This is a genomic window from Asticcacaulis sp. YBE204 (assembly GCF_000495855.1).
Lineage (GTDB): Bacteria > Pseudomonadota > Alphaproteobacteria > Caulobacterales > Caulobacteraceae > Asticcacaulis.
The window spans coordinates 178,353-203,803 of sequence record NZ_AWGF01000004.1; the positions used below are offsets into that span (position 1 = coordinate 178,353).

Annotated in this window: 23 protein-coding genes; 12 read left to right on the forward strand and 11 right to left on the reverse strand. The window is 61.9% G+C overall.

What is annotated here, in order from left to right:
* Positions 1 to 12: 12 nt before the first annotated feature.
* The 5 genes from AEYBE204_RS27920 to AEYBE204_RS27940 form a co-directional block, all read right to left on the reverse strand.
* Positions 13 to 789, reverse strand: a complete 777-nt coding sequence (locus AEYBE204_RS27920) for an SDR family NAD(P)-dependent oxidoreductase (RefSeq protein ID WP_023461758.1) — start codon at positions 787 to 789, stop codon at positions 13 to 15.
* Between the two features lie 9 nt (positions 790 to 798).
* On the reverse strand, positions 799 to 1,998 hold the full coding sequence (locus tag AEYBE204_RS27925; protein WP_023461759.1) for a PD40 domain-containing protein: 1,200 nt from the start codon (positions 1,996 to 1,998) through the stop codon (positions 799 to 801).
* A 9-nt stretch (positions 1,999 to 2,007) separates the two neighbouring features.
* The gene (locus tag AEYBE204_RS27930) at positions 2,008 to 2,787 is read right to left on the reverse strand and encodes an alpha/beta hydrolase (RefSeq protein WP_023461760.1); all 780 of its coding nucleotides are present in this window, start codon (positions 2,785 to 2,787) and stop codon (positions 2,008 to 2,010) included.
* 27 nt (positions 2,788 to 2,814) lie between these two features.
* Positions 2,815 to 4,479 (reverse strand): beta-xylosidase, encoded by a 1,665-nt coding sequence (locus tag AEYBE204_RS27935; protein ID WP_023461761.1) that lies wholly within the window; start codon positions 4,477 to 4,479, stop codon positions 2,815 to 2,817.
* 158 nt (positions 4,480 to 4,637) lie between these two features.
* Positions 4,638 to 7,004 carry a glycoside hydrolase family 2 TIM barrel-domain containing protein gene (locus AEYBE204_RS27940; protein ID WP_023461762.1) on the reverse strand — a complete coding sequence of 789 codons (2,367 nt, stop codon included), beginning with the start codon at positions 7,002 to 7,004 and terminating at the stop codon, positions 4,638 to 4,640.
* A 201-nt stretch (positions 7,005 to 7,205) separates the two neighbouring features.
* Here AEYBE204_RS27940 and AEYBE204_RS27945 point away from each other — a divergent pair, with 201 nt between their 5' ends.
* Positions 7,206 to 8,699 (forward strand): SEL1-like repeat protein, encoded by a 1,494-nt coding sequence (locus AEYBE204_RS27945; RefSeq protein ID WP_081724611.1) that lies wholly within the window; start codon positions 7,206 to 7,208, stop codon positions 8,697 to 8,699.
* A 48-nt stretch (positions 8,700 to 8,747) separates the two neighbouring features.
* Positions 8,748 to 9,659, forward strand: coding sequence for an SMP-30/gluconolactonase/LRE family protein (locus AEYBE204_RS27950; protein WP_023461764.1), 912 nt, complete (start codon positions 8,748 to 8,750; stop codon positions 9,657 to 9,659).
* Here the strand turns inward: AEYBE204_RS27950 and AEYBE204_RS27955 are convergent.
* Both AEYBE204_RS27955 and AEYBE204_RS27960 read right to left on the reverse strand, forming a co-directional pair.
* Positions 9,656 to 10,870, reverse strand: coding sequence for a PAS domain-containing sensor histidine kinase (locus AEYBE204_RS27955; RefSeq protein ID WP_023461765.1), 1,215 nt, complete (start codon positions 10,868 to 10,870; stop codon positions 9,656 to 9,658). The two genes, AEYBE204_RS27950 and AEYBE204_RS27955, sit on opposite strands and share 4 nt — an antisense overlap.
* Complete coding sequence (locus tag AEYBE204_RS27960; RefSeq protein WP_023461766.1) at positions 10,860 to 11,408, reverse strand: response regulator; 549 nt, start codon at positions 11,406 to 11,408, stop codon at positions 10,860 to 10,862. Before AEYBE204_RS27960 ends, AEYBE204_RS27955 begins: the two co-directional genes overlap by 11 nt.
* A 117-nt stretch (positions 11,409 to 11,525) precedes the next feature.
* Between AEYBE204_RS27960 and AEYBE204_RS27965 the strand changes: the two genes are divergently transcribed.
* From AEYBE204_RS27965 to AEYBE204_RS27995, 7 genes are all read left to right on the forward strand, one after another.
* The gene (locus AEYBE204_RS27965) at positions 11,526 to 12,824 is read left to right on the forward strand and encodes an efflux RND transporter periplasmic adaptor subunit (protein ID WP_023461767.1); all 1,299 of its coding nucleotides are present in this window, start codon (positions 11,526 to 11,528) and stop codon (positions 12,822 to 12,824) included.
* A complete protein-coding gene (locus tag AEYBE204_RS27970) occupies positions 12,821 to 13,501 on the forward strand; it encodes an ABC transporter ATP-binding protein (protein WP_023461768.1) in 681 nt (226 codons plus the stop codon). The genes AEYBE204_RS27965 and AEYBE204_RS27970 overlap by 4 nt, the downstream gene beginning before the upstream one ends.
* Positions 13,501 to 15,948: an ABC transporter permease gene (locus AEYBE204_RS27975; protein ID WP_023461769.1), complete on the forward strand. Its 2,448-nt coding sequence runs from the start codon at positions 13,501 to 13,503 to the stop codon at positions 15,946 to 15,948. The genes AEYBE204_RS27970 and AEYBE204_RS27975 overlap by 1 nt, the downstream gene beginning before the upstream one ends.
* Positions 15,949 to 16,557: 609 nt before the next feature.
* Entirely contained in the window at positions 16,558 to 16,986 is a 429-nt protein-coding gene (locus AEYBE204_RS27980; protein WP_023461770.1) for a MucR family transcriptional regulator, read from the forward strand.
* A 178-nt stretch (positions 16,987 to 17,164) separates the two neighbouring features.
* On the forward strand, positions 17,165 to 17,671 hold the full coding sequence (locus AEYBE204_RS27985; protein ID WP_023461771.1) for a PAS domain-containing protein: 507 nt from the start codon (positions 17,165 to 17,167) through the stop codon (positions 17,669 to 17,671).
* A 186-nt stretch (positions 17,672 to 17,857) separates the two neighbouring features.
* Entirely contained in the window at positions 17,858 to 18,235 is a 378-nt protein-coding gene (locus AEYBE204_RS27990; RefSeq protein WP_023461772.1) for a helix-turn-helix domain-containing protein, read from the forward strand.
* A gap of 310 nt (positions 18,236 to 18,545) precedes the next feature.
* On the forward strand, positions 18,546 to 18,929 hold the full coding sequence (locus AEYBE204_RS27995; RefSeq protein WP_023461773.1) for a hypothetical protein: 384 nt from the start codon (positions 18,546 to 18,548) through the stop codon (positions 18,927 to 18,929).
* Here AEYBE204_RS27995 and AEYBE204_RS28000 read toward each other — a convergent pair.
* Together AEYBE204_RS28000 and AEYBE204_RS28005 are read right to left on the reverse strand one after the other, a co-directional pair.
* Entirely contained in the window at positions 18,926 to 19,339 is a 414-nt protein-coding gene (locus AEYBE204_RS28000; RefSeq protein WP_023461774.1) for a SufE family protein, read from the reverse strand. The two genes, AEYBE204_RS27995 and AEYBE204_RS28000, sit on opposite strands and share 4 nt — an antisense overlap.
* A gap of 102 nt (positions 19,340 to 19,441) precedes the next feature.
* Complete coding sequence (locus AEYBE204_RS28005; RefSeq protein WP_023461775.1) at positions 19,442 to 20,245, reverse strand: HAMP domain-containing sensor histidine kinase; 804 nt, start codon at positions 20,243 to 20,245, stop codon at positions 19,442 to 19,444.
* A gap of 150 nt (positions 20,246 to 20,395) precedes the next feature.
* Between AEYBE204_RS28005 and AEYBE204_RS28010 the strand changes: the two genes are divergently transcribed.
* Positions 20,396 to 22,222, forward strand: a complete 1,827-nt coding sequence (locus AEYBE204_RS28010) for a HAMP domain-containing sensor histidine kinase (RefSeq protein ID WP_235068100.1) — start codon at positions 20,396 to 20,398, stop codon at positions 22,220 to 22,222.
* A gap of 10 nt (positions 22,223 to 22,232) precedes the next feature.
* Here the strand turns inward: AEYBE204_RS28010 and AEYBE204_RS28015 are convergent, their stop codons facing one another.
* Positions 22,233 to 23,171, reverse strand: a complete 939-nt coding sequence (locus tag AEYBE204_RS28015) for a hypothetical protein (RefSeq protein WP_031230242.1) — start codon at positions 23,169 to 23,171, stop codon at positions 22,233 to 22,235.
* Between the two features lie 55 nt (positions 23,172 to 23,226).
* On the opposite strand from AEYBE204_RS28015, the gene AEYBE204_RS28020 reads away from it, so the two are divergent.
* Together AEYBE204_RS28020 and AEYBE204_RS28025 are read left to right on the forward strand one after the other, a co-directional pair.
* Positions 23,227 to 23,556 carry a DUF1491 family protein gene (locus tag AEYBE204_RS28020; RefSeq protein WP_023461778.1) on the forward strand — a complete coding sequence of 110 codons (330 nt, stop codon included), beginning with the start codon at positions 23,227 to 23,229 and terminating at the stop codon, positions 23,554 to 23,556.
* A gap of 64 nt (positions 23,557 to 23,620) precedes the next feature.
* A complete protein-coding gene (locus tag AEYBE204_RS28025) occupies positions 23,621 to 24,010 on the forward strand; it encodes a hypothetical protein (protein ID WP_235068103.1) in 390 nt (129 codons plus the stop codon).
* 223 nt (positions 24,011 to 24,233) lie between these two features.
* Here the strand turns inward: AEYBE204_RS28025 and AEYBE204_RS28030 are convergent, their stop codons facing one another.
* Positions 24,234 to 25,406 carry an MFS transporter gene (locus AEYBE204_RS28030; protein ID WP_023461780.1) on the reverse strand — a complete coding sequence of 391 codons (1,173 nt, stop codon included), beginning with the start codon at positions 25,404 to 25,406 and terminating at the stop codon, positions 24,234 to 24,236.
* Positions 25,407 to 25,451: the final 45 nt, after the last annotated feature.

Sequence of the window (25,451 nt, forward strand, 5' to 3'; positions counted from 1 at the left end):
TTTGGGATGCGCTTACGGCATGTACTGGCCGCCGTTGATGTGGACGATCTGGCCCGTCACGTAACCGCTCATCTGGCCCGATGCGAGATAAAGCACCGTCCCGACGCAATCCTCCGGCGTGCCGATGCGGCCCATCTGGGTCGAGTTCTTCATGGCCTCCATGCGCTCGGCGGGGGTGGCTGCGTGGAACGGCGTGCCGATGACGCCGGGTGCGATGGCGTTGACGCGAATGCCGCGCTTGGCCAGGTCGCGGGCCATATGGCGGGTCAGGTTGTGGACATAGGCCTTGGCGCAGGCATAGTGCCCGGAGCCCGGTCCGCCGCCGTCATTACCGGCGATGGAGCCGACATTGATGATCACACCGCCGCCCCCCGAATCTTTAGAAGCTGCGTCGAGCAGTGGGACCACCGCCTGAGAGGCATTGATCACCGAGCGGACATTGAGGTTCATCACGTTGTCGTAAAGCGCGTCGTCGAGATCCATGAACAAACGACGGCCGCACAGGCTTCCGGCGTTGTTGACAAGGATATCGAGCGTGCCCAGCTTTTCGGCGGCCTCCGCGACCATGCCTTTGGCGGTCTTGGGGTCGGTCAGGTCGGCCCTGACCAGCACCGCCGTGCCGCCCGCCCCTTCGATCTCGGCAACGACGGCTTTCGCGGCCTCTTCGTTGGAAAAATAATGGACGGCGACGCGTGCGCCGTAGGCGGCAAAGCCCTTGGCGACGGCGGCGCCGATGCCCGACGAGGCGCCGGTGACGAGGACGGATTTACCTTTAAGATCGGTCAGCATGTATATCTCTTACTTTATGGAAACGACGATCAGCGACAGCTTCTTGCCGTCGGTGAGCAGGCCGGATTGCACCAGAAGCCGCGTATTGTCGGCGCTGAAACTGGGGTGGAGGTGGTCGGGTTTCATCCAGTGCCCGGTCGACAGCAGGGTGCGGGCACCGGTCTTGCGGTCGATCAGGTACAGGTCGCCGTTGAAATCATCGGCGGCGGCGTAAGACCCGTCATAGGCGACGCCGTTGTGCCAGAAGCTGCGGCCCTTCGAGGTGAACGGCACCTGACCGAGGTTTTCGACGGCCCCGGTACGCAAATTAACGACCATCAGGCCGGTCGGGCGCACGGCCAGCTTCGGCGTATGGCCCATCAGGTTGAAGATGACGTGGTCGGCGTCGGCGAACTGTTCGTGGGTCACCCAGTCGTCTGCGGCCTCCTTGAACACTTCGCGGTTGCCGGTGCCGTCGGCATTGACGATCCACATGCGTTGCGGTGCGTCGCCGCCGGTTTCCCAGCAATAGAGAATCTCGCCGGGCTTGAGCGGATTGGCCTGAACGTGGCCCATACGGAACTCTGACTTGACGACCTCGCGCGTCTTGCCGGTGGCGAGGTCCATGGCCAGAATTCCGCCCGGCACCTGAGGCACAGGACCTCCCTGAGGCCGTGGCGGGGCTTTCTTTTGATCGAAGCCGAAATAGGCGGATTTCTCGTCGGCATCCAACGTGAACCCGCCCGCATTGATGAAGCCCGCCGGCAGGGTGCCGATGACCTTTTCATAGCCTTCGGGTTTCAGCTTTCCGGCGGCGGAGTCGGCCAGAAGCGCGGTCAGGTCGATGACTTTGAGCGTCAGGGTCTCACCGTCACGGCGCAGGTAATAGATGGTGTTGGTCAGCCGCGCGACATTGATCGAGCCGATATCGACGCCGGGGCCGTCGGTCAGTTGCACGATGTCGCCGGTGATCTCGTTGACGGCGAATATCTGCGGCGACCCGGCGCGTTCGCTGGAGCGGAAGACGATGTGCGTGCCGTCCTGCGCCCATGACGGATGGGTCTGGTAGATCTTGGCGTCGCCGACCGCGCCCGACGTCAGAAGCGTCAGGGTGCGCCCGGTGACGCGATCGATCGTGATGCGCTTTTCGGGGGCGAAACGCTTGCCGACCTCGGCGTGCGCCGTTGTGGCCAGCAGGCAGAGGGCGAGGGCTGACAGAAGGGAGCGCATGATATGTCCTCAGTTGGTGGTGAGCTGGAGGGTGTCCCAGACCAGCGGGGCAAGCTTGGCGAAATCGACCTGATGACCGGCACCGTCCAGTTTCAGAAAACGGACCTTGACCCCGGCTTTTGTGGCCGCGTCACGGAGTGCTTCGCCTTGGCTGAAAGGTACGGTCTGGTCCGCCGTGCCGTGGATCAGCAGCAGCGGCGTCTCGATCAGGGTGACGTTGCGCCGGTTGTCGAAGCGGTCGGGCAGGATGGCGCGGGCATAGGCCGGAGCCATGTCGGACAGCGAACTGAACGTCCCCAGCGTGATCACACCGGCGATGTCTTCGCGCGTGGCGGCGTCGAGCGCCACCGCGCCGCCGAGCGAATGGCCGAACAGGTAGAGCGGCGCGCCGGGTTGCAGGGTGCGCCCCAGATCGATGAAGGCCTTGGCGTCCTGACGCAGGCCCGTCTCGCTGGGCTTGCCCGGATTGCCGCCATAGCCGCGATAGTCGGCGACCAGCAAGCCGCTGCCGTTTTGCGTTAGCGGCGCAGCCATGCGCGCGGCGTAATAGCCGTTGCCGCCATTACCGTGGAAGAAAACGACCAGCGGCTGGGTCTTGTCGCGGGGGGGGTAGTAATAGCCCTTGATGGTCAGGCCGTCGGTGGTGGTGACGCTGATGGCCTGTGGTTCCGCCCCGCGCCAGTCGAACGCCGCCGGCATCGGTTCTGGGTAATAGATATGCTGGCGTACCATCGGCGCGCAACCGGTCAGCGAAATCGCCAATAGCGCGGCACAGATCAGACGTTTCATGACACTCCCCCGGCGGTCACGGCCGCCTTACTCGATAATCAGCAGGGTAACGCCCTGACGGACGAGGGTCAGGTCGAGCGTCGCCGTGCCCTTTGTAACCGACAAAGCGGGCAAGGCAACCGGGTGCATGACCGACGCGGCTTCCAGTACCTTGTACTGCTCCTGATCGGGCGATTGCGGCGCGCCCATCTTTTGCCATTCGGCATAGGCGTTGGCCGTCTGCGGATCGACAAGGTACTGCGTCACGGTGCGCGTCTTTGCCTTGCCCAGACCGTTCAGCCTGACGTTGATCTTCGCGTCCGGCCCTTTGAGGTCGTCGTCATTATAGTGCCATACGAGGACGGCGATTTTCGCGCCATCTTTGGTCGCCATAACGCCGACGTCGTTCTTGCCGGTGACCTTTTCGATCATCTCATCCAGCGGCACCTGACCCGTGCTTGAGGCGGCAATCGCGTCCGGCCCAAGTTTCGCGTACATGCGGAAGACGTTGAGTACGGGCAGGTCGATGCCGTTGGTGGCCAGTTGCCGGTAACCGGCAAACCACGGCTGGTCTTCGAAGGTAAAGGCCCAGGTCAGGACGCCTTCCAGATTGACCTTGTGGCGCTCCGAAAGCTCCCAGATGCGCGCGAAAGACGCGGCGGTGTAGCTGGAATACATGGTGCCGTTGCGGTAGCCGTTGGCCTTGCCCGGACAGGCGGCGCAGCCTTCGGGGTCGCTCTCTCCGATGACGATGGGGGCGTTTTTCAGTTCCGGCACGGCGGCGATCTTCTTGAAGCCGTTGTCGACGACCTTGAGGTGGTTCCACATGCCCATCTGCACATGACCCTCCACAAATTTGGGGCTGCCCTTGGCGTGGAAGGCGAGGAAGTCGGTCGGCGTGCCGGTCTGACCCGTCGCGTAATTGGTGCCCGACACGACGTGCTTGAGGAAGCCATCCATAAACGTCCCACCGGAGCCCGCGACATCGGGACCGCCGACCTTGGCTTCGGGCAGGGCGCGCTTGACGCCTGCGATGGCGTAGTCGTGGGTCTTGTAGAATTCCTCCGGCGTGCCCTTCCAGTAGGAGGGGCCGTTGGGCTCGTTCCAAACTTCGAAGTACCAGGTCAGGACTTCGTCGCGGCCGTATTTTTCGACATTGTGTTTGGTCCATTGATAGACCAGTTCTTCCCATTTTGTGTAATCGTTGGGCGGATAGTTCCAGCCGCCTTCGATCAGTTCGTACTTGAAGCCCGGCCGCCAGCTATGGCGGTACTGGGTGCCTTTCGGGGCCGAAGACAGGGCTTCGGGCATGAAGCCGATCTGGAGATAGGGCCGCACCCCACGGTCCAGATAGGTGTCGATGATCATGTCGGTGATCATCCAGTTATAGACGGGCTTGCCGTCCTTATCCTCAGTATAGGCGTTCGTGCTGCCCCACTTGAAGGCAGCGGTGCCGTCGCCGGTATTGAGCAGGTTGTGAGCTCGGAAATAGACCTGTTTGGGCTTGAGTTCGCCCAGATGGCCGAGCAGTTTCTGCCCGTCCTTCATGGTGGCGTAGTTGGGCTCGTCGGCCCCGAAAAAGCGCCAGACGGGTTTGAGCGGCCCGGTGGTTTTGGCGGCATCGACCGTAATGGTGACAGGGAAAGACTCCTGAGCCGCGGCGGGCAAGGCGAGAGCGACAAGGGCGGCGGTAAGGGTGAGAAGTTTGCTCATTCTGTTTCTCCCCCCTCTCCCTGCGGGGAGAGGGCTGGGGTGAGGGGGCCAGGTAGGAACCACCAGTTGCTGTGATAGCCATTGTGCCCCCTCACCCGGTGCTACGCACCACCCTCTCCCCAGAGGGGCGAGGGTAAGAAGGCCTTATACGCGTTACTTTACTTCTTCGCATCCAGTGTCACCGACGCGGGTTTGATCCCTTCACCGGAGACGGTGACCTTGATCTTGCCCGTGGTCTGCGTGGCGCGAACCATCACGAGGGCGCGGCCATTCCACGCATTTCGGGTGACCGACGAAAACACCGTCGAATCCGTCGGCGATCCGTTGTCGAAGGCCGCCAGATTGCCCGCGCCCTCGACCGAGACGGTGAGTTTCTGCGCGGCGTTCGGGACGCGGACGCCGTTCTTGTCGACGACCTCGATGCGGACATAGCCGATGTCGTCGAAGGTTGGTGCAATCGCCGTCTGTTCGCTGATCAGCTTCACCGCCACCGGCGCGCTGGCGGTTTTTAGTTCGTCCCTGGCCACGACCTTGCCTGCCGCATCGTAGCCGACGACGCTGATGGTGCCGGCCGCAAACGGCACATCGTATTTGATGGCGCTGTCGTCGGCGTTCTTCGGTTTCTTGCCCAGCGACTTGCCATTGAGGAACAACTCGACCGTCGGCGTATTGGCGACGATCTCGACCTTTTCGCTGTGGGCGTCGGCCTTGTCCGGTGTCCAGTCGTTGAGCACGCCGGGCCCCTTGGGTTGCGGCATGGCGATACCGACCATGGTCGGCAACTCAGAGGTATCGATGATTTCGGTGACGCGGCGGCCGATCTTGACGACCGGGGTTTCCGCCCACCACGAGGCGCGTTCCCACCCGATCGGCTTGACCACGTCGGTACGGTCGACCAGCCCCGACGGGTTGGAGATGAACGGCCAGCCCGCGCGGTCGGCTTCGCCGAGATAGTCGGCACCGGTCCACAGGAACATCCCGGCATAGGGCGCATAGTCGCGCACCGGCAGCCAGTTCGAGCGGTTCTTGCCGTTTTCGGTGCCGATGATCTTGCGCGTCGGCTTGTCCTTGGAGGCCTGGGTCAGCTCGTTCTCGCGGTAGTTCTGCCCCACCACGTCGAGCAGGTCGGCCAGACCATTGGTATAGTCGCCCGTCGTGTTCGGACGGAACAGGGCCATGGTCACCGGACGCGAGGGGTCTTCTTCGTGGAAGACGTTTTGCAGGCGCGTCAGGATGGACTTGGCGACGATAGGGTAGGGCGTGTCGTGGATCTCGTTGCCGATCGACCAGATGACGACCGAGGCATGGTTGCGGTCGCGCTTGGCGAAGTCGCGCGCGTCCAGCGACGACCAGTCCGTGAAGAACAGGTGGTAGTCCTTCGGACTCTTGGCGACGGTCCACATGTCGAAGGCCTCGTTCATCACCACGATGCCGAGACGGTCGCACAGGTCGAGGAACTCCGGCGAGAAGGGATGGTGCGCGGTGCGGATGGCGTTGACGCCGAGCGCTTGCAGGCCTTTCAGGCGGCGCTCGTAGAAGCTCAGCGGCACGGCCATGCCGAACGCGCCGCCGTCGGCGTGGATGGCGGTGCCTTTCAGCTTGACGTTACGACCGTTGATCCAGAAGCCGGTATCGGCGCGGAACTCGATCTGACGCACGCCGAAGGTCTGATGGTCGGTGTCGAGGATGTCGCCCCCATCGGCGACAATCTTGATCTCGGCGGTGTAGAGGTTGCCCTGACCGATGTCCCAGCGCTTCGGATTATCGAGCGCGCCCTCGGCATTGAGCTTGACCGAGCGACCGGCCGGCAGGGCGAGGGACGCGCCTTTGAACGTGCCTGCCGTTTTGCCATCCGGGCCTTTGAGCGTGATTTCCAGATGCGCCGTGCGGTCGGTTTTCGACTGGTTGAGGATGGCACTTTCGATCTTTACCGTGGCACGGTTGGCCTCGATGACCGGCGTGGTGACGTAAGAGCCCCAGGTGTCAACATGGACGTCGCCCGACGTAATCAGGCGCACGTGGCGATAGACGCCACCGCCCGCGTACCAGCGCGAGGCGGGCTGGGCCGAGGTATCGGCGCGCACGGCGATGACGTTGTCGCCGTCTTTCAGGTGGTCGGTGATCTCGTAGCGGAAGCTGGAATAGCCGTTGGGGCGGTGGCCGACGTGCATGCCGTTGATCCACACGCCGGAACGCTCCATCACGCCGTCGAATTCGGCGAAGACGCGTTTGCCTTTTTGATCGGGCGTCAGGGTGAAGGTCTTGCGGTACCATGCCACGCCGGTGGGCAGCCAGCCGCCTGACCCGGTGGAGGCCGCATTTTTATCGAACGGTCCGGCAATGGCCCAGTCGTGCGGCAGATTGACCTTCTGCCAGTCGGCAGATGCGCCTTTGATGGTTTCGGCGCCTTCGATATCGCCTTTCGCATAGGTCCAGTCGGCGTCGAAATTGACGGCGTCGGCGGCCAGTGACGGCGTTGCGACCAGCATCAACGCGGCGACAGCCACGGCATATGATTTCAGCATGTGTGTTCCCTGTAAGCCCGCTGCCTGCGCAGCCTTATGCGTTTTCACGTATCTTAGCGGCGAAGCCGTCGGGGGCAAGGATATTTGTAAGATAATTTTTCAAAATTGAAACGAAACGCCTTTTCGAGTTTATTAATGCTCGCACCAGAGATATAATTTTGACTGGCTGCGAAAGACGGCTGTGAAACGAGGGGGATAAGCATGTTCAGGAACGCACTTAAGGTGTTTTGCGCGGTGTCGTGCCTTATGGCCCTGCCGGCGTGGGCGCAAACGAAACCGGCCGAGAAATCGACCGATGTCGACAAGGATGTGACGGAGGTCACCGTCCTGCTCAAGAAGGAACGCGCCGCGCCGATCTTCGATGCCAACCGCCCTCTGAAAAGCTTTTTTACCTCGTCGGACGGCTGTGGCTGGTACGACAATCCGGCCTGGGAGTTTCAGGAATGGCCGGACGACGCGACCCAGCCCTATGTCCGCCCGATGACGGCGATCGAAAAAGCCTATGTCTATGATTTCACCGGCAAAACCCGCTTCGACGAAAAGACGCTCGGTGCCACGACGGACGGGCAAACCACGCAGGATAGCAGCGCTGCGGACGGAAGCTCGACCTTCGGCGGGGGCGTCGTTCCGCCCAGCGACGACGACGCGCCTCTGACGCCGTGCGAATATGCACGATATCAGATCGCCCGACGCGACAAATCGCTCAGCGAGGCGTTTGCCTTTTACGAGCAGAAGAAATATCCGGAGGCAATGAGCCGGTTCCAGACGGCCTATACGAAGGTCGGTTACGACATTGCCGGTCTGATGCTGGGCGACATGTATCGCAAGGGGCAGGGCGTGCCGCGCGACATGGCCAAGGCCATCGGCTGGTATCGCAAGGTGGCGGAAAAGGCCATCCATCAGCAGGAACCCTTCGATCCGAAAAAACCGACAGCGATGAGCCCGCGCGTCGAGGCGGCGATGATGCTGGCACAGATTTACCTCGCGGGCGACGGCGTGCCGCAGGATTATAAGACCGGCCTGCGCTATGTCGAACAGGCCAGCGCCATCGGATACGTGCCCGCGACCAAACTGGCCGGTGATTTCTACTACAAGGGTATCGGCACGGCGAGGAACCTGAAAAAGGCCGTCAAAAACTACGAGACGGCGGCGCTTCTGGGTTATGCGCCGGCTCAATATGCGTGGGCCGAAATCCTTTACGACGGCGAAGAGGGCATCAAGGCCGATCCGGGCAAGGCACGCGAACTCTATGCGTTGGCGGCGCAGGGTGGTAACGCGGGCGCCCAGTATCAGATGGCGGTTTTCTACGATACGGGCGACGGGGTAAAGGCCGATGCGAAGACGGCGCTGATCTATTACAAGGATGCAGCGCTCGGCGGCGACGCCGATGCCCAGAACGCTATCGGCACCTGGTTCTATCAGGGCGATGCTCTGCTGCCCAAGGATCAGGTCGTCGCGCGCAAGTGGTTTGAAACGGCGGCACAGACCGGCCATTCGGAGGCCGCGTTCAATCTGGCGGTCATGTACGCCAGAGGCGAGGGCGGTGCGAAGGATCTGGTCAGGGCGTGGCTGTGGTTCGATGTGGCGCGCCGGACAGGCCATCCCAACGCGGCGGTCGCGGGTAAGCAGATCGAGGCGCAGATGACCGAGGTCGAAAAGGCTGAACTGGCCAAGGTGCTGGCGCCGAAAACCTAATTGCGTTTGCCGCGTCTTGCCGGATAAGCAGGGCCGGGAGGACATACCATGTGGCAGCCGTCTGAGATTTACCCCGATCCGTCGATCGAGATCCTCGATCCGCGCTTTGAGCGCTACAGTTTGTCCTTGTCGGCGGTCGAGAAACTGTATGAGGGGACGCGGTGGGCCGAGGGGCCGGTGTGGTTCGGGGACGGACGCTACCTGCTGTGGAGCGATATCCCCAATAACCGGATGCTGCGCTGGAGCGAGGAGACCGGCGCGGTGTCGGTCTTTCGTCAGCCATCGGACTTCGCCAACGGCCACACGCGCGACCGGCAGGGGCGACTGATCACCTGCCAGCACGGCACGCGCTCGGTGACGCGGACGGAATACGATGGGACGATCACGACTCTGGCCAGCCACTATGACGGCAAGCGGCTCAATTCGCCTAACGACGTGGCGGTCAAAAGCGACGGTTCGGTGTGGTTCACCGATCCGCCGTTCGGTATCTTGAGCGACTATGAGGGCTATCGTGCCGAGGCGGAACTGCCGACGAATGTTTATCGTCTTAGGGACGATCAGTTGACGGTGGTGACGGACGCTATCGACCGACCGAACGGCATCTGTTTTTCGCCGGACGAGACGCGGTGCTACATCGCACAGTCGGGGACGAAAAAGCTGATCTGGGTGTTCGATGTCGAAGGCGATGCGCTGACGAACGGGCGCGTCTTTGTCGACTGTGGACCGGGCCAGCCGGATGGATTTCGCTGCGACGAAGATGGCAATCTGTGGTGCGGCTGGGGTGGCGGGCCGGGCCTGAACGGGGTGCGGGTGTTCGCTCCGGAAGGTACGGCCATCGGCCATATCCACCTGCCCAATCGCTGCGCCAATCTGTGTTTCGGCGGCAAGGCCAGGAACCGCCTGTTCATGACGGCGGGGCAGTCGCTGTTTGCGCTCTATGTGAATACGCGCGGGGCTTAAACTTGCTTTAGACCGAATTCAAAACAGGCACCGGACAGGCGATCAGGATCGCCGGGAACGGCGGCCTTGAGCGTCAGTGCGCCGCCGTGGCCCTGCACGATCTGTTTGGCAAGGCTCAGGCCGACGCCGGTGCCGGTGGCCTTGGTCGTATAGAAGGGCAGAAAGACCTGATCGGCGTCGCCGGTCGGGATACCCTTGCCGGAATCTTCGATGCGAAGGCAGACCGTACCCTCGACCTCGCGCACGCTCAGGCGCACACGCGGGTTGGGAACCTCCAAAGCCGCCTGCGCGCCGTTGTTGAGCAAATTACCCGCGCACAGCCACATCTGATCTTCGTCCATCAGGACGGTGGCCGTCGCGCGGTCGCACTCGAACACGACGCCCTTGTCGCTCCACTGCGCGGTGAAGCTCTCGCGCAGCACATCGAGCCACTCATCCAAGGCCACGGGCTGCATGACCGGCGGCGGTAGGCGCGTCAGGGCGCGGTAGGCGTTGATGAAATCGTGCAGGCCTTCGGTCCGCGCCACCACGCGTTCCAAAGCCTTCGCGGCGGCGGCGCGGGCTTCGGGTGTGTCGTCGCCGAGCAGATCGAGTGCGCTCTTGCTCATCGACGCGACGGGTGTCAGGGCGTTCATCAGTTCGTGGTTCAGCACGCGCAACAGGTCGCGTAAGGCGGTCGCTTCGGCGGCGCGCACGTCGGCGGAAATGTCGGTCAGGACGGCGAGGTGCGAGGTCTGCTGCGGCTCGACCATTTCGGCGCGGTGCACCGCATAGGTCGCACCTTTCCAGCGCACCTGACCGCCCAAGCCGGTGAGCGCGCCATCGCCGCCGAGCAGCACCTTGCGGCTGGCGACGGGGAGCGCATAGGCGACGTCGAACAGGCTGCGCGCGGCGCGATTGACGGCGATCAGTTGCCCGTCCTCGGTTTGCAGCAGCAACGGCGAGGGCGTCTCGTCGAGCAGCAGTTGCAGACGACGGCGGTTCAGTTCCGACGGGAAGGTCGAACCGGGGGCCAGACGATTGAGCAGCCGCTCGCGCGTCAGATTCAACGCCGTCAGGCTGAGACCCAGCACCGCCAGTCCGAGCGCACCGAGACCACACAACAGGGCGCTGGCGAACAGGCCGCGCGTCAGGGCCAGCCAGCTTAGGGCGCCGAGGATGAACACCCCGATCTGGGCGCCGAGCGCGAGGAGGAGGCGTCTATAGTCCATGCTTTTCCATGCGCCGGTAAAGCGCCGCCCGTGTCAGGCCCAAGTCCTTAGCCGCCGATGAAATGTTGAACTGATGCCGCTCCAGTGCCGCCTTGATCAGGTCGCGCTCGGAGCGTTCGAGGTTGAGATCCTTGGGCGGCGTATTGGTCGGCACCCGGCGGGGCGTGTCGATGGCAGCGCGGATGGAGGCCAGAAACCGGTCGTTGTTCCACGGCTTGACGACGAAATCCTGCGCCCCCATGCGCATGGCCTGAATGGCGATACTCATGCCGGAATGGCCGGTGACGATGACCACGGCGAGGTCGGGCGTCTTCGCCAGACGCTCCTGCAAAAAGGCCAGACCGGCTTCGCCTGAGGTGTCGCCGCGCCGGTAGTTGAGATCGAGCAGCAATATATCTACCGGCTGCGCATCGAGCACGGCGCGGGCTTCGTCCGGCGTCTGGGCCTTGAGGAAAGTAAAGCCTTGCCGCGCCAAAACCAGCTCCGCCGAGGCGAGAATATCGGCATCGTCATCGAGGAAAAGAGCGGTCAGGGACATGTTCGAAATCGGACACTCAGGGCAGCGGGAATGAGGTGATTTTGGGTGTAAAATCGTCAAAAATCAAGCAAAATGAATTATTTATATGAATTGAAAGGCGCGTGTTAGCCTTTTAACATGACCGATACTGCCCTCAATTCCCCCAAACCCGTTATGGATCGCCGCGTCGCGCCCAGATGGTACAAGCGCCGTCCGTTTCAGATCGGCGCGGCGCTCGGCGTCGTGGCCGTCGTCGCCGTGGCGATCATGACCCTGACGCCAGCGTCCGGCACCGTGACCGTCGAGGCATCGTCGCTCGATATCGGCGAGGTCGTCCGCGCGCCGTATCAGGATTATGTGCCGCTGCGCGCCGAGGCCATCCCGCTGAAGACGACCTATATCACCGCCGAAACGAGCGGTCGTGTCGAGTCGATCGCGATCAGCGACGGTGATCCGGTGGTGACCGGACAGGCCCTGGCCTATCTGGCCAACCCGTCCCTGACTCTGGAGGTCTCGGCCCGCGAAGCCGATATCTCCGCCCGCCTGAGCGACAACAACAACCAGCTCATGGCGTTGAAAACGGCGCAGGAAAACCGCGAACAGGCGCTCGCCGACACGACCTATGCGCTGAACAAGGCCGAGCAGGAATTGCAGAAGCGCGAGACCCTGCGCGACCGTAACGTCATCAATGATGCCGCCGTCAAACCCTATGCCGACGAGGTCGCCTATCAGCGCCAGCGTCTGGCGTCGATCCGCTCCGCGCAGGCCCCAGACGCGCAGTTCTATGCCAGTCAGCGCCAGCAGGTGATCAGCAATGGCGGCGACCTGCGCCGCAATCGCGAGGAGGTCCGCCGCGGCCTTAGCGCCCTGACCCTGAGCGCCCCGGCGCAGGGTCGGCTGACCGCGTTCACCCTAAAACCCGGTCAGGCGGTGAAAGCGGGTGATCCCATCGGGCAGGTCGATTCGGAAGGGGCCTATAAGCTTCGTGCCGAGGTCGACGAATTCTACCTGTCGCGGCTGTCGAACGGCCTGACCGCGCAGGCGCGCATCCACGATCAGCCGGTCGCCGTGCGCCTGTCCAAGGTCTTTCCGCAGGTGACCAATGGCCGCGTGGTGGTCGAGCTGGAATTTATCGGCCCGCCACCCGCCGATTTGAAACGCGGCGAGGCGGTCGATATTCGTCTGTCGCTGGGCAAGACGCAGGTGGCGACGCTGGCCCCGGCGGGCGCGTGGCTCAACGATACCGGCGGGGCCTCGGTCTTCGTGCTGAATACCAAGGGCGACAAGGCCACGCGCCGCGCCGTGACCGTGGGCCGCCGCAATCCGGAACAAGTCGAAATCCTCAGCGGGCTTAGGGACGGCGAACGCATCGTCGCCGGCGGCACGCCAAATTTTCAAAAAGCCGAACATTTGATTCTCAAGGGCAATTCCCAATGATCGAACTGAAACACGTCTCCCGTCTCTATCGCTCCGACGAGATCGAAACGACGGCCCTGCACGACATCACCCTGACCATCCGGCGCGGTGAATTCGTCGCCATCATGGGGCCGTCGGGCTGCGGGAAATCGACCCTGCTCAACACGCTGGGGACCATCGACCGGCCGACGTCGGGGCAGTATCTGTTCGACGGCACCGATCTGGCGCAGTTGCCGGAAACGGGGCTGGCGAAACACCGCGCCAAGCATCTGGGCTTCATCTTCCAGAGCTTCAATCTGGTCGACGACCTGACCATCTATGAGAATATAGAACTGGGGCTTTTGTACCGCGAAGGCCGCAAGGGCTCGCGCCGTCAGGCCATCGAAGCGGCCATGGATCGCGTCGGCATCGCCCACCGCGCGCGTCATTTTCCGCACCAGCTTTCGGGCGGTCAGCAGCAGCGTGCGGCCATTGCCCGCGCCATCGTCGGTGAGCCCGACCTGATCCTCGCCGACGAACCGACCGGCAATCTGGATACCGAAAACGGCGCGCAGGTGATGGATATCCTGCGCGGGTTGAACGCGGCGGGCGCCACCATCATCATGGTCACCCACTCGCCCAGCCACGCCGATCAGGCCACGCGCCGCATCGACATCCTCGATGGCCAGCTGGTCGCTTCCGTCGCGCAGGTGCTGTGATGTGGCGCTCGACCTTTACGGCCTTTTATCGCTCCTTTACACGCCATCCGCTCTATGCCCTGCTGAACCTGCTGGGTCTGAGTTTCGGCATAGCCGTCTTTATTGCTTTGAGCCTGCTTTACCGTTTCGAGACCGGCTATGAGTCGTGGAGCAGCGAACGCGATACGACCTACACCATCGGCGGGCAGTATTTCTTTCCCGGTATGCCGAACGACATCTTCGTCGGCTCGATGGGCGGCCTGCTCGATGAACTGAAGACCGCCTATCCGCATCTGGAGGGCACGCGCGACTGGAACAACAGCGTCACCGTGCATAAGGGAGCCGAGGTTTACGGCGAACAGATCGAACTGGTCGATGGTAACTATCTGAGTTTCTTCAATGTGCCCTTGCGGCACGGCGATACGAAGACCGCGCTGGCCTCGCCCGACAGCGTGGCGGTTTCGGAAGAGAAGGCGCGCAAATATTTCGGCACGATCGATGCCGTAGGACGGACGATTACCCTCAGCGACGAGGAGGGACGTAAAACCTACGTGGTCAGCGCCGTGATCCGCGACCTGCCCAAAAACACCGACATGAAGATGGACTTCGTCAGGCTTCTGACGAAGCAGCGCATGAGCGAGGAGTCGGCTTGGCACAAGTGGGGCTCCGTTCAACTCGTCACCTATTTCAGGTTCGCCGATCCGGCGCAGGCCGCCGCCCTGCAAAAACAGTTTCCGGGCTTCATCGACCGTCAGGTCGGCGATCGCTTCGGCGACGACGTGACGGGCAGCAAGATCATGGCTCTGCATCTGGTACCGCTGGCCGATGCGCACCTGATCGACCCGAAACAGAAGGCGGCCATTGTGTCGCTGGGTCTGGTCGGTGTCGTGGCGCTGGGGCTGGCCCTGATCAACTACATCAATCTGGCGACCGCGCGGGCGGGATTGCGGGCACGGGAAGTCGCGGTACGCAAGACGCTGGGGGCCCGTCCCGGCGCGCTGCGCTTGCAGTTCCTCGGCGAAGCGGCCCTGACCCTGTTGCTGGCCTTCCTTATCGGTCTGTCGCTGGTCGAGTTGAGCTTGCCCGCCATCAATGCCGTCGGCGGGCTGAGCCTTAAGCTCGACTATGTCAGCGAAGGCGCGTGGGTCGCGGGCCTGCTGGCCGTCGTCATGGCGGCGGGGCTTGTGGCGGCCATCTATCCGGCCTTTGCCCTGTCGGCATTCAAGCCGGCGCAGGTGCTGGCGTCGAGCCGCACCCCCGCCGGTGGCCGCGCCGGGGTGCGTCTGCGCGAAGCGCTGGTGGTCATGCAGTTCACCACGGTCGTCATCGCCTTCGTCCTGATGCTGGGCTTTACCACGCAGATCGACCATATGCAGAAAGCCGATCTGGGCTTCAGCCGCGAAGGTCTGCTATTGGTCAATTCGACCCGATATACGGCTATCACCGATAGCCAGCGCGATAGCTATATCTCCGCGGCCCGGGCTTTGCCGCACGTCAAACGGGTCACTATCGGCAACGCGATACCGGGGGATCAGTCGAGCACCAGCAACAGCAACATCGTCCGCCCCGGACAGACCGACAGCGCGACGGCCTCACCGACCGTCAACTGGTCGGTCGTCGGGCCCGACTATTTCCAGCTTCTGGGGACGAAGCTTGTCGCCGGACGTCTGTTCGATGTGCGTTATGGCGGCGATCAGATGTGGCGCACCGACGAAGAAAGCCGCGAGGAAGGCCGGGTGACTAATGTCGTCATCAGTCGCCTGACCGTCAAGCGGATGGATTATGCCTCGCCTCAGGCCGCCATCGGTCAGATCGCGCGTTTCGCCAACCGTCAGGTGCGCATCGTCGGCGTGGTCGAGGACATGCGCTTCTATCACCCGACGGACGAGATTCAGGCCAAGCTGTACCTGTTCGATGCGCATCCGAATAACAACCCGGTCACCTTCGTGCGTTATCAGGGCCTGTCCGAACCGCAGATGCGTGCGCAATTGCAGCAGGTCTGGCGGCGGATCGCGCCGGACGTGCCTTTTGAAAGCACATCGGCCAGCGCCAATCTCGACAAATACTATAAGCCGGAACGCGACCGTTCGAACCTCTTCAGCATCGGCGCGGGGATCGCGGCGCTGATCGGTTGTATCGGGCTTTACGGCATGGCGGCGTTCAATACGTCGCGCCGGGTGCGCGAAATCGGGCTGCGCAAGGTGCTGGGGGCGTCGCGCGGCAAGGTCGTCGGCCTGCTGATCGGGCAGTTCCTAAGGCCGGTCGTCGTGGCCAGCGGTCTGGCGGTGCCGCTGGCCTGGCTGGCCCTGCGCCACTGGCTGTCGCAGTTCGATGACGCCATCGCCATCAGCCCGTGGTTCTTCGTGGCAGCGATCGTCGGCGGGCTGCTGATCGCGCTCGGTACGGTCGGCGGGCTGGCTCTGATCAGCGCCTCGATCGAACCGGGCAAGGCGCTCCGGCACGAATAGAGCCGTCTGGCGCTCGCATTACCCATGCCCTCCCTGCCGTCCGGCGGGGAGGGCATGGTCGTTCAGGGGGCGAATCACCGATCGGGTGAAGCGCTGTTGTTTGGTTCGTACTACAGGTTTGTTACGGTCAGGATATGGGCATTGCGTCCTTATCCCCCTGTCTTTCCTAGACCGAAAGCCGCGATCTATACTTTGACGAAAATTCCAACCAAAGCATTGCGCAGTAACGGTTTGCGATCACATTTAGTGAGACGTTTTCGCCTTAAGAAAGAAAAGCCATCGCGTCCATATTGATTTATAAAAAGCGACCTTTTCTAATAGTGTGAAAATATTTTTGTACCTAGACTTGTATGTTATTCAGTCTTGCCGTAGTTAAGGCTCACGATTAGACTTGTGGGTTGCAAACCCTGGCGTGGCCGCCTGTATTGCGCATCGCAAAGGCTGATCCGGTGCCGGTGTACTGCCTGCATGGCGCGTTTCGGGCAAGAGTAAAAGAGTAGTCGCAGGGTGCCGATAAGTGTCCTGCAATTTGATTTTCTGCAACGCTTGTGCGGAAATCACCTGTATCTGTTCGGGTGTGTTTTCCAGCGTTGCCTCAGAGGTAATGTAATGGAAAACAAATCTGAAATTACGGAAATGGCCGTCGAAATCGTTTCGGCCTATGTTGGCAACAATTCGGTTTCGGCCAGTGAATTGCCGGCCCTGATCCAGAACGTCTATGCCGCGCTGAATTCGATCGGCCTGGGCGAAGCGCCCGCCCCCGAAGCGCCGAAGGAGCCCGCCGTATCGGTGAAGAAGTCGATCTCGAACGACTTTATCGTCTGCCTTGAAGACGGCCGCAAGTTCAAGTCGCTCAAGCGCCACCTGCGCACCAAGTACAATATGAGCCCCGAAGAATACCGCGCCAAGTGGAACCTGCCGAAGGATTACCCGATGGTCGCCCCGAACTACGCCAAGGCGCGTTCGGATCTGGCCAAGCAGATGGGCCTCGGTCAGGGCGGTCGCCAGGCCGCGCGTAAGCCGCGAGCCAAGGCGTAACGAGCCAAAAGAATCGTTAAAGTATAAAGCGCCCTGAGCCTTTGGTTCAGGGCGTTTTTTCTGTGACCTAATTGACTCGTAAAGGTGTCGTTAACCCTTTTTTGCTTGCCAAGGAATCGCCGCTTAAGAGAAGGTGAAGTTTAGTGATTCGCATACGGGGCGTAGTTTCAGGGTAATTATGGCGGGTATCGCAGCCGAAATGCTGGGCGCTTTGCGCACGCACGAGGAAGTCTTCCGATATTGGAAGAGCCTGCGTAACCGCGGCCGCCTGCCGTCGCGGGCCGATATCGACCCGACCCATGTGCGTCGCCTCCTGCCGACCATTTCGCTGATCGACGTGCTTGAGGCCGATCCGGCCAATAATCCCGACGCGTTCCGTCAGCGACTGGCCGGCACCGATCTCTACCAGGCCTACGGCATGGAGATCACAGGCCGGACCATCGCCGACATCTATACGCCGCAGGAAGCGCAATACTGGGCCGAGGAGTTGAGCTTCGTGGTCCATAATCGCAAGCCCAATGTCGGCCTGCATTCGATGGCGTGGCGCGGCACCAAGGGGCTCAGCCTGTTCTGGCTGCGTCTGCCGCTCGCCTCCGACGGCGTCACCGTCGACATGATTCTGGGCCACGACGCTCTTATCGGTCGCCCTGATATGGTTCAGGCGTCGGGCATTCGCGCCGCCTGATCGGGTCTTATCCCTAATCCAAAACGTAGATATCTGACCGCTCGGTTAAGGGGAGCTTTGTGCGGTTGTGCGCGCAGAAATCTACGTCTCAGGGCTTTAAATTAGGTATTTATACCTAATAATTTTCTTTACATAGGAAAGTTATCCTCTCATGGTGGGTGCCGTGCAAAATGAGAACAAATCGGCATGAAAATGCCCGCCAAACTCACTGTCGTTAGCCCGGTTGCCGGGGTCTCTCACGCCGAAGATCGCCTGCGCGTCCGGTTGGTGATCGAACTTGTGGCCCTGGCGATGGACGTGCCGGCCGATCAGATCCGCAGCCCGTCGCGCAACAATGCCCGCGCGGCCCGCGCCCGTCAGACGGCGATGTATCTGGCCTATATCGCCTGGCAATGGCCCTTGGCGCGGGTAGGCGACGCCTTTGGCCGCGACCGCACCACGGTCGGCCATGCCTGCCGGGTGATCGAGGATTTGCGTGACGACCGGCGCTTCGATCAGACGCTCGACCGGCTGGAGGCCGCTTTGGCGGGTCTTCCGGCAGCGCTGGAATTCAAGTCGGCCTAAGAGACTGTTTAAAAAGTCTTCGGGTCGCTCTCACGGGTCTTTATTTTCGCCCGCTATGTTGGAAACTTGCCCCGATGTTGACATCGGGGCTTCGCTTCCGCCTTGCGGCCAAACTACGTTTTGCGAAAAAATCCCTCGCGAGTGCTCAACCGCTGACTTTCCAAACAGTCTCTAAGATTTCGCGTTACGGGCGAGACTATGGCTAAAATATGACTCCCGGCCGCAAAGCGATTCTCACACATTGACCTGCTGAGAAATGAGGGATGATACTAATCCTGTTTAGATACTGACGTTTGCGTAAGGATAGATCATGGCGGACGACAAGACCGCACCGGCGACGGTCACCACGATGAAAAGCCCGACGACTCCGAGTCTGCGTCCGGGCCTCGACAAGCCGACGCGCCACACCGTGTCGAACGAGGAACTGGACGCTCTGTGCGAGTCGCGGCGGGAATATATTACCGAATATGTCTGGGCGGCCTTCGGCGTTGCCATCGGTACCTTGCCGGGAACGATCGCGCTGCTGAGCGGTTATATTTCCAGCGGCGGCAACTATGTGTTCAGGGTCGAAGGGCTGATGCAGTTCGGCCTGTTCTGCGCGGCGCTGGCGGTGGCGACCAGCATGGGACTTATGGCGCGCCGCCGGGCGCTTCGCGTGCGCGATATCGAGGCCGATATCCGGATGCGGGCCTAACCCGCCGATGCTTTCAGGCGCTCGACCATCGAGATCAGGCCGTTGGTACGCTGGGACGACAGGGCTTCGTCGAGGCCGAGTTTGGTGAGCGTGTCGCGGATCGAGAAATCGCGGATTTCACTCAGGGGCAAGCCGTTGAGCAAACGGACCAGAATGGCGATCAGGCCCTTGACGATATGGGCGTCGGATTCGCCGCGAAAGTTCAGCGTGCCCTCGGGGCCGTCGTCCATGACCAGCCACACCTGAGACGCACAGCCGCGCACGCGCGTCGCTTCGGTCTTTTCCGCGTCGGCCAGCGGCGCGAGGGCGCGGCCCATATCGATGATGTAGCGGTAACGTTCTTCCCAGTCGTCGAAGAGCTCGAACTCTTCGAGCAGGTCGTTCAGGCGCGTGTCAAAGCTATCGGTCATGACGGCTATATAGAGCGCATTCCAAAAAGTGTGAAGCGGTTTTTGGAGTCAAATGCGCGATAAAACAAAAGCTTATAGGACGGCGAAAGGGTTTGCCCAAGCCTAAAAATCGCTTTTCAAACGCAGGATCGCGGTCAAACCGGTGTCGGGTTCGGACTCCACGACGAATGCTGCGCCCATGGCCTTGCAACTCAGACGCACAATGGCCCAGCCCAGACCGGCACCGTCGCGTGTGCGACTGGCCTCGGTCGCGCCCTGTTCGAAGGGGCGCATCAGGCGCGGCAGGTCTTCGGGCGCCGGGGCCTTGCCGGGATTGAACAGGCGGATATCGACCCGCTCGCCGTAAACCTCTACCGTAAGCTCCACGGCGTGGCCTTCTGGGGTAAAATCGATGGCGTTGATCAGCAAATGATCGAGGCAGTTAGCCAGACCCCGCGCGTCGAACAGGGCGCACAGGTCTTCGTCATCGAACCTCAGATCGAGCGTCACACTTTTCGCCTGAGCCCGTTTGCGCTGGCGGCGGACGGCGTCCTCAAGATGCGGCAGGATCGGCTCGACCTCGGGCGTCAGCACGTCGCTTTCGTTTTCCAGGCGCACGATTTCCAGAACGTCATTGAACAGACTGAGCAGCTTTTTGCCGCTATCGCGGATGATCCCGGCATATTCGAGATATTGCGGTGCGCCGATCGGGCCATAAAGCTCATGCGTCAGGACTTCGGAAAAGCCGATGATCGAATTGAGCGGCGTGCGCAGTTCGTGGCTGACCATACGCATGAAGGCGCGCTTGCCCATTTCCGGTTCGGCTGCGCCGTAGGCCGCTGCAACCGAAGCTTCGATACCCGCGCGCGACCCGCCCTCTATTTCGGCGCTGTGCAGGACCGGCGTCTTTAACTGGGGCAAAGTCATACCGAAAGCCTTCGAATACGGACGAATACACCTCAGTATCACGGATCGATTAACCGTGTGTTTCACCGATTTGCCGTTGCCTGTGCATCAAAGCGGTAATTCTTCGCCTCTCACGCGATAAGCTTTCTATAACAGGGGCTATCCGATACAATGAGGCATTACTTTTACCGTATCGGACGTCCCTTGCCGCTCAAGTCGTATTTTCAGGATATCAGCCGGACCTCGCCCCTGGCCGCCACGCCGCGCGGGCGCGTGCGGTTGGGGGTCATTGTCTGGCACCTCGGCTGGTCGGCGGTGACGCTGGCGGCGCTGCTCGGCCTGTTGCTGCTGCCGGCTTCGCCCAAGGTTCTGGGGGCGCTGGTCGTAGCGGCTTTACCGGGGGTCAGCGCCATCTTCCTGCTGACGCGCGACAGCCATCGGGCGCGTCAGATACTGGTGTGGATCTGGGGCGTGGCCTGTCTGATCGCCATCGGCCTGACCGGTGGCATATTCGGACCGCTGGCGGCGTGGGCCGCCGCACCGATGGCCGCCGCCGTGGCGCTCAATCAGCGCCGCCTGATCCTGCTGGGGGCGACCCTGTCGGTGACGACGACCCTGTTTGCCATTCTGTTGTCTCTGACGCGGTTGATCGGCCTGCCCGATCTGGTCGAAAGCTTCTGGTTGTCGTCTCTAGCGACGGTGACGCTCGTATCGGGCTTCGGTCTGGCGCTGCTGCCCGCGCTTCGGGTGCGCACGGAACTGGCCAAAGGCGCCGAGGACGACCGCGCGCGCTTTCTCAAACTGCTCAGTGAACAGCCGCACCTGATCGTGGCGCTGGACGAAGAGGGCCGGCTGATTTCGGCGCACGGCGAAGCCCCGTCCGGGCTCGATATGCCGACCCTGATGAAGCACGGGCTGGTGGTCTGCGCCCACGTGCCGGATCGTCTGCCGCTGATGCAGGCCATCGACGAAGCCCGTCTCAACGGCCGTGCCGAGGTGGGTTTCATGCCGCACGCCGCGCTCGACCACTATGTCCGCCTGAGCCTGAGGCGCGGCCATGACGGGCGGCTGTACGGCGTGCTGATCGACGCGTCCTTGCAACACGCACGCGAGGACGCGCTGGAAACCGCGCGGTTCGAAGCCGAAAACCTCAATCAGGGCAAGTCGCGTTTTCTCGCCAGCATGAGCCACGAACTGCGCACGCCGCTCAATGCCGTCATCGGCTTCTCGGACATCATGCGCCAGCAACTGTTCGGCCCGATGTCGGACAAATATACCGAATATGCGCAACTGATCTGGGAGTCGGGTCAGCACGTGCTAGATCTGGTCAACGACGTCCTCGACATGTCGAAGATCGAGGCCCAGCGCTACGAACTGTCGCTTGAAACCTTCGATGCCCGCGAACCGGTTTCGGGCGCCTTGCGCCTGATCTTCACCGCCGCGCATGACAAGGGAGTCACGGTACGCTCGGTCCTGCCGCCGATGCCGGTCGAGGTCGTTGCCGACAAGCGTGCGCTCAAGCAGATGTGCCTGAACCTGTTATCCAACGCTGTAAAATTTACTCCGCGCGGTGGCAGCGTGACCCTGATCCTGTCGGACGCCGGGGTCGACGGCATCGATGTTCAGATCACCGACACCGGCATCGGCATCGCCGCCGAAGACCTGCAACGGCTGGGTAAGCCCTATGAACAAACCGGGTCGATGGAGCAGCGCGCTATGGGTACGGGGCTTGGCCTGTCGCTGGTGCAGGCTCTGGCCGGGCTGCATAAGGGGCGGATGAGTCTGGAAAGCGAGCCGGGAAAGGGGACCAGTGTCAGCCTTTTTCTGCCGATTGCGGCGCATTCGGACCAGCCGGAACTGCCGCTGCGCCCGCCCGCCGCACCGGAGGAGGCACGGGTGGCGGTGTCGAACGAGACACCGCGACCGCTCGAAGACCGGCTCTATACGCCGCCCGATCTGAGCGGCAACGACTTCGTGATCCGACCGCCGAAAAGCTAGAGCTTTAAGCTTAAAGCTTCCCGCCGTACGGCGAGGGCAGGGTGACGAAGACCAGCCCCGGCACGAAATCCCCGGCTTCGAAGCGGGCATATTGTGTCCCGTCGTCGAAGTCGAACGCCACGACGATGTCTTCGCGCGGGTCCAGTTTGGCGATCGCCGTCGTCGTGGTCATCGGGAAATCGAAACGCAGGGTGTCGCGCTTTTCCTGATGTCCGGCATATTTGCCTTCGACCGTAAAGCCGGCCAGATTGACGCGCGGCGCGTCGGTCAGGGCGATGCTGGTTTCGCGGCGCTGCCTGGCGGGAATGCTCAGATCATAGGTCGAAAACCCGGCGGGCATCCGCGCCGAGACGCTATAGGCGCTGCGATTGACCAGACCGTTGGAGCGATAATGCGGGTCGCGGACGATCAGGCGCGCCGCATAGGGCTGACGACCGTCGGGAAACTGTACCATAACGCTAAGGGTTTGCTGCGTCAGGGAGCCGTAGAGCCCGATAGCCAGGGCGACGTCACCGGTCTGCTGATACTGAACCAGCCGCCATTTGGCGTCGCGCATCTGGGTGCGGTCGGCCTGCCACTGGGCGCGCAGGCCGGGCAGGGTCAGGCGGTTGCGCGTGACGAACCCCTTGTAGGCGCCCTTCATCGTCTCGACTTCGGCCAGCAGCGCCGGGTTGCGGCAATCGGCCCGCGTGGCGGCGGCCTTGGCCTTGCTCAGTGCGCCATAGACGACCTCAGGCGCGACGCCGTGATTGAGGGCGGAATTGCGCGTTTGCAGCATCCCGGCTTTCAAGGCCAGCGTCGTCGGGCCGTCAAACCACTGACAGCGCGTATTGGCCGCCGTCACGAACTGCCGCTTGATCATGGTATCGAGTGACACGTCCTGCGCCGCGACGGGGCTGCACAGGGTGGCCATCAGCAGGAGCGCAAGCGGGGTTCGACATTTCTTCATGCCGTGACTATAGACAAACAGGCTTAAATGCCCGTGACCAAACAGGGTTAAACGAATGCTACTGTCGACCGATCTGTGGGTGTCCGCCTTGATCCGCCGAGCCGAGATGGCCGGGGCGTTCGCCTATGTGTTGAAACGCGGCGATGCGCGGGCGGGCGCGGTTATCCTCAAGATCACGCACCTGCGCGACCGCGAGACCTTTATCCTGCGTCAGGCCAATGCCGGGGATGAGACGCAGTGGATAAAGCCCATTGCTTCGCACGACCCGGAGGCGATCGAAAAATATATAGAGCGCGAACGCCGTTTCGACGCCGATCTCTGGATCGTCGAGATCGAGGACACCGAAGGCCGACATTTCCTGACGGAAAAGATTCAGCTTTTGTAAACCCTGTTCCTAAACGGGATTTCAAACCCTGTGTGTGAAAGTGAGGACAAGTAACGCACAGAAGGTGTTGGTTTTGTATTTTCTGCTCAACGATATCGTCCTCGACATTGACCCCGCGCGCATGATGCACCCGCTGGATGCGCAGCGCTTCGAAGCCCTGAGTCTCGACTATATCGCCCAACTGGGTAAGGAAATGTTCGCCGAAAACCCGCAGGCCCACCGCCTGAACCCCGAACGCGCCCGCCGCCTGTGCTACCTGATCCACATGAAACTGCCCCGCGTCAACGCCGCTCAGTTCTTCAATCAGGGCAATCGCGGCAAGGCCGAGGAGGTCGAAACGGCCTTCAAATCCCTCAACGACATGGCCATGGGCATGATGTACCAGCAACAGGCCAAGGGCGAACTCGACTACAGCAAGGTGGATGACGCCGTCTGGCAGCGCCGCGCCGCTTAAAATCGAGGTCTTTGGCCGATCAGTACGTCGCCGTCGCTTGCAGGTACGAAGTGTACCTGCGTCGCTAGGCTCCTGCTGCTCGTCTCAAATCTCTCGATTTTAGGTCCGGAGTCGCTCCTCTTCATACTCACCCGGCGTGCCGGGGGTATAGCCCAGCGAAAGTATAGCTTTCGCAAGCGTTGGGCGCGCCGAGTGTAGCGAAGGCTAGACGGTGGAGGGCCTTCTAAGCCGCCACAGCCTTGCGGTTTCCATTTAGAAAAATCACCAACCCCAGCAACGCTGCGATCGTCCCGGCCGCAGCGATCCATGCCCATCCGCCGTGCGCGTACAACGGGCTGGCCAGGGCCGAACCGATCGCGCCGCCAATAAAGATCGACGCCATATAGAGCCCGTTCAGCCGTCCCCGACTCAACGGATCGAGCGCATAGATCGTCCGCTGCCCCTGAATCATGGTCAACTGCACGCAGGCATCCAGCACAATACCGGTAATGGCCAGCCCGATCACAGACACCCACGCGATGCCCGTCACCATGGCGACCGCCGCGCCGATCAGGCCGATCAACGTTACCCGCGCGCCATGTCCGGCATCGCCCAGCCGTCCGCTGATCGGGGCCGCCAGAGCCCCCGCCGCGCCGGCCAGAGCGAATACCGCGATCTGCGACTGACTGAGGTGGAACATGCGCCATAGCTCCAGCGGTGCCGCCGTCCAGAACAGGCTGAACGTGCCGAACATGGTCGCCTGCAACAGAGATCTTTGCCGCAGGGTTGGGTGCCGCACCCACAAGACTCCCATCGACTTCAGCAGCGCTCCATAACCGGCCCTGTGCGCCGGGCGATATTGGGGCAGGGTGAGCGCCAGCACGCCGCCGATGACGATCATCACGACCGCAGCTGCGAAAAACACCATGCGCCAGCCGAAATGGTCGGCGATCAGGCTCGACACCGGGCGCGCCAGCAGAATGCCGAGCAACAGCCCGCCCATGATATTGCCGACGACCCGCCCGCGCGACTCGTCCGACGCCATATGCGCCGCCAGCGGGATCAGCATCTGCACCGACACCGCGCTCAGGCCTGTGATGAAGGCCACAAACAGAAACACCCCGCCGTTCTGCGCCGTGGCACTGAGGATCAGGCTGACAAAAGCCATGCCGAGGCTGATCAGGATCAGGCGCTTGTTCTCGAACAGGTCGAGCAGGGGCGCGATGAACAGCATCCCGGCAACGTAGCCGATCTGGGTCAGGGACACGATCAGGCTGGCCACCTGCGACGACAGGCCGATATCGGGCGCGATCAGTTCGATGACCGGCTGAGAGTAGTAGAGATTGCCGACGATTACCCCGCAGGCGAGGGCGAACAAACCGGTGAGGGCGGGAGTCATCTTGATCGGCGAGGTCATGCCCGCAATATAGGCTCACCGTTTGCGGGTGCAAACGGCAGGTGG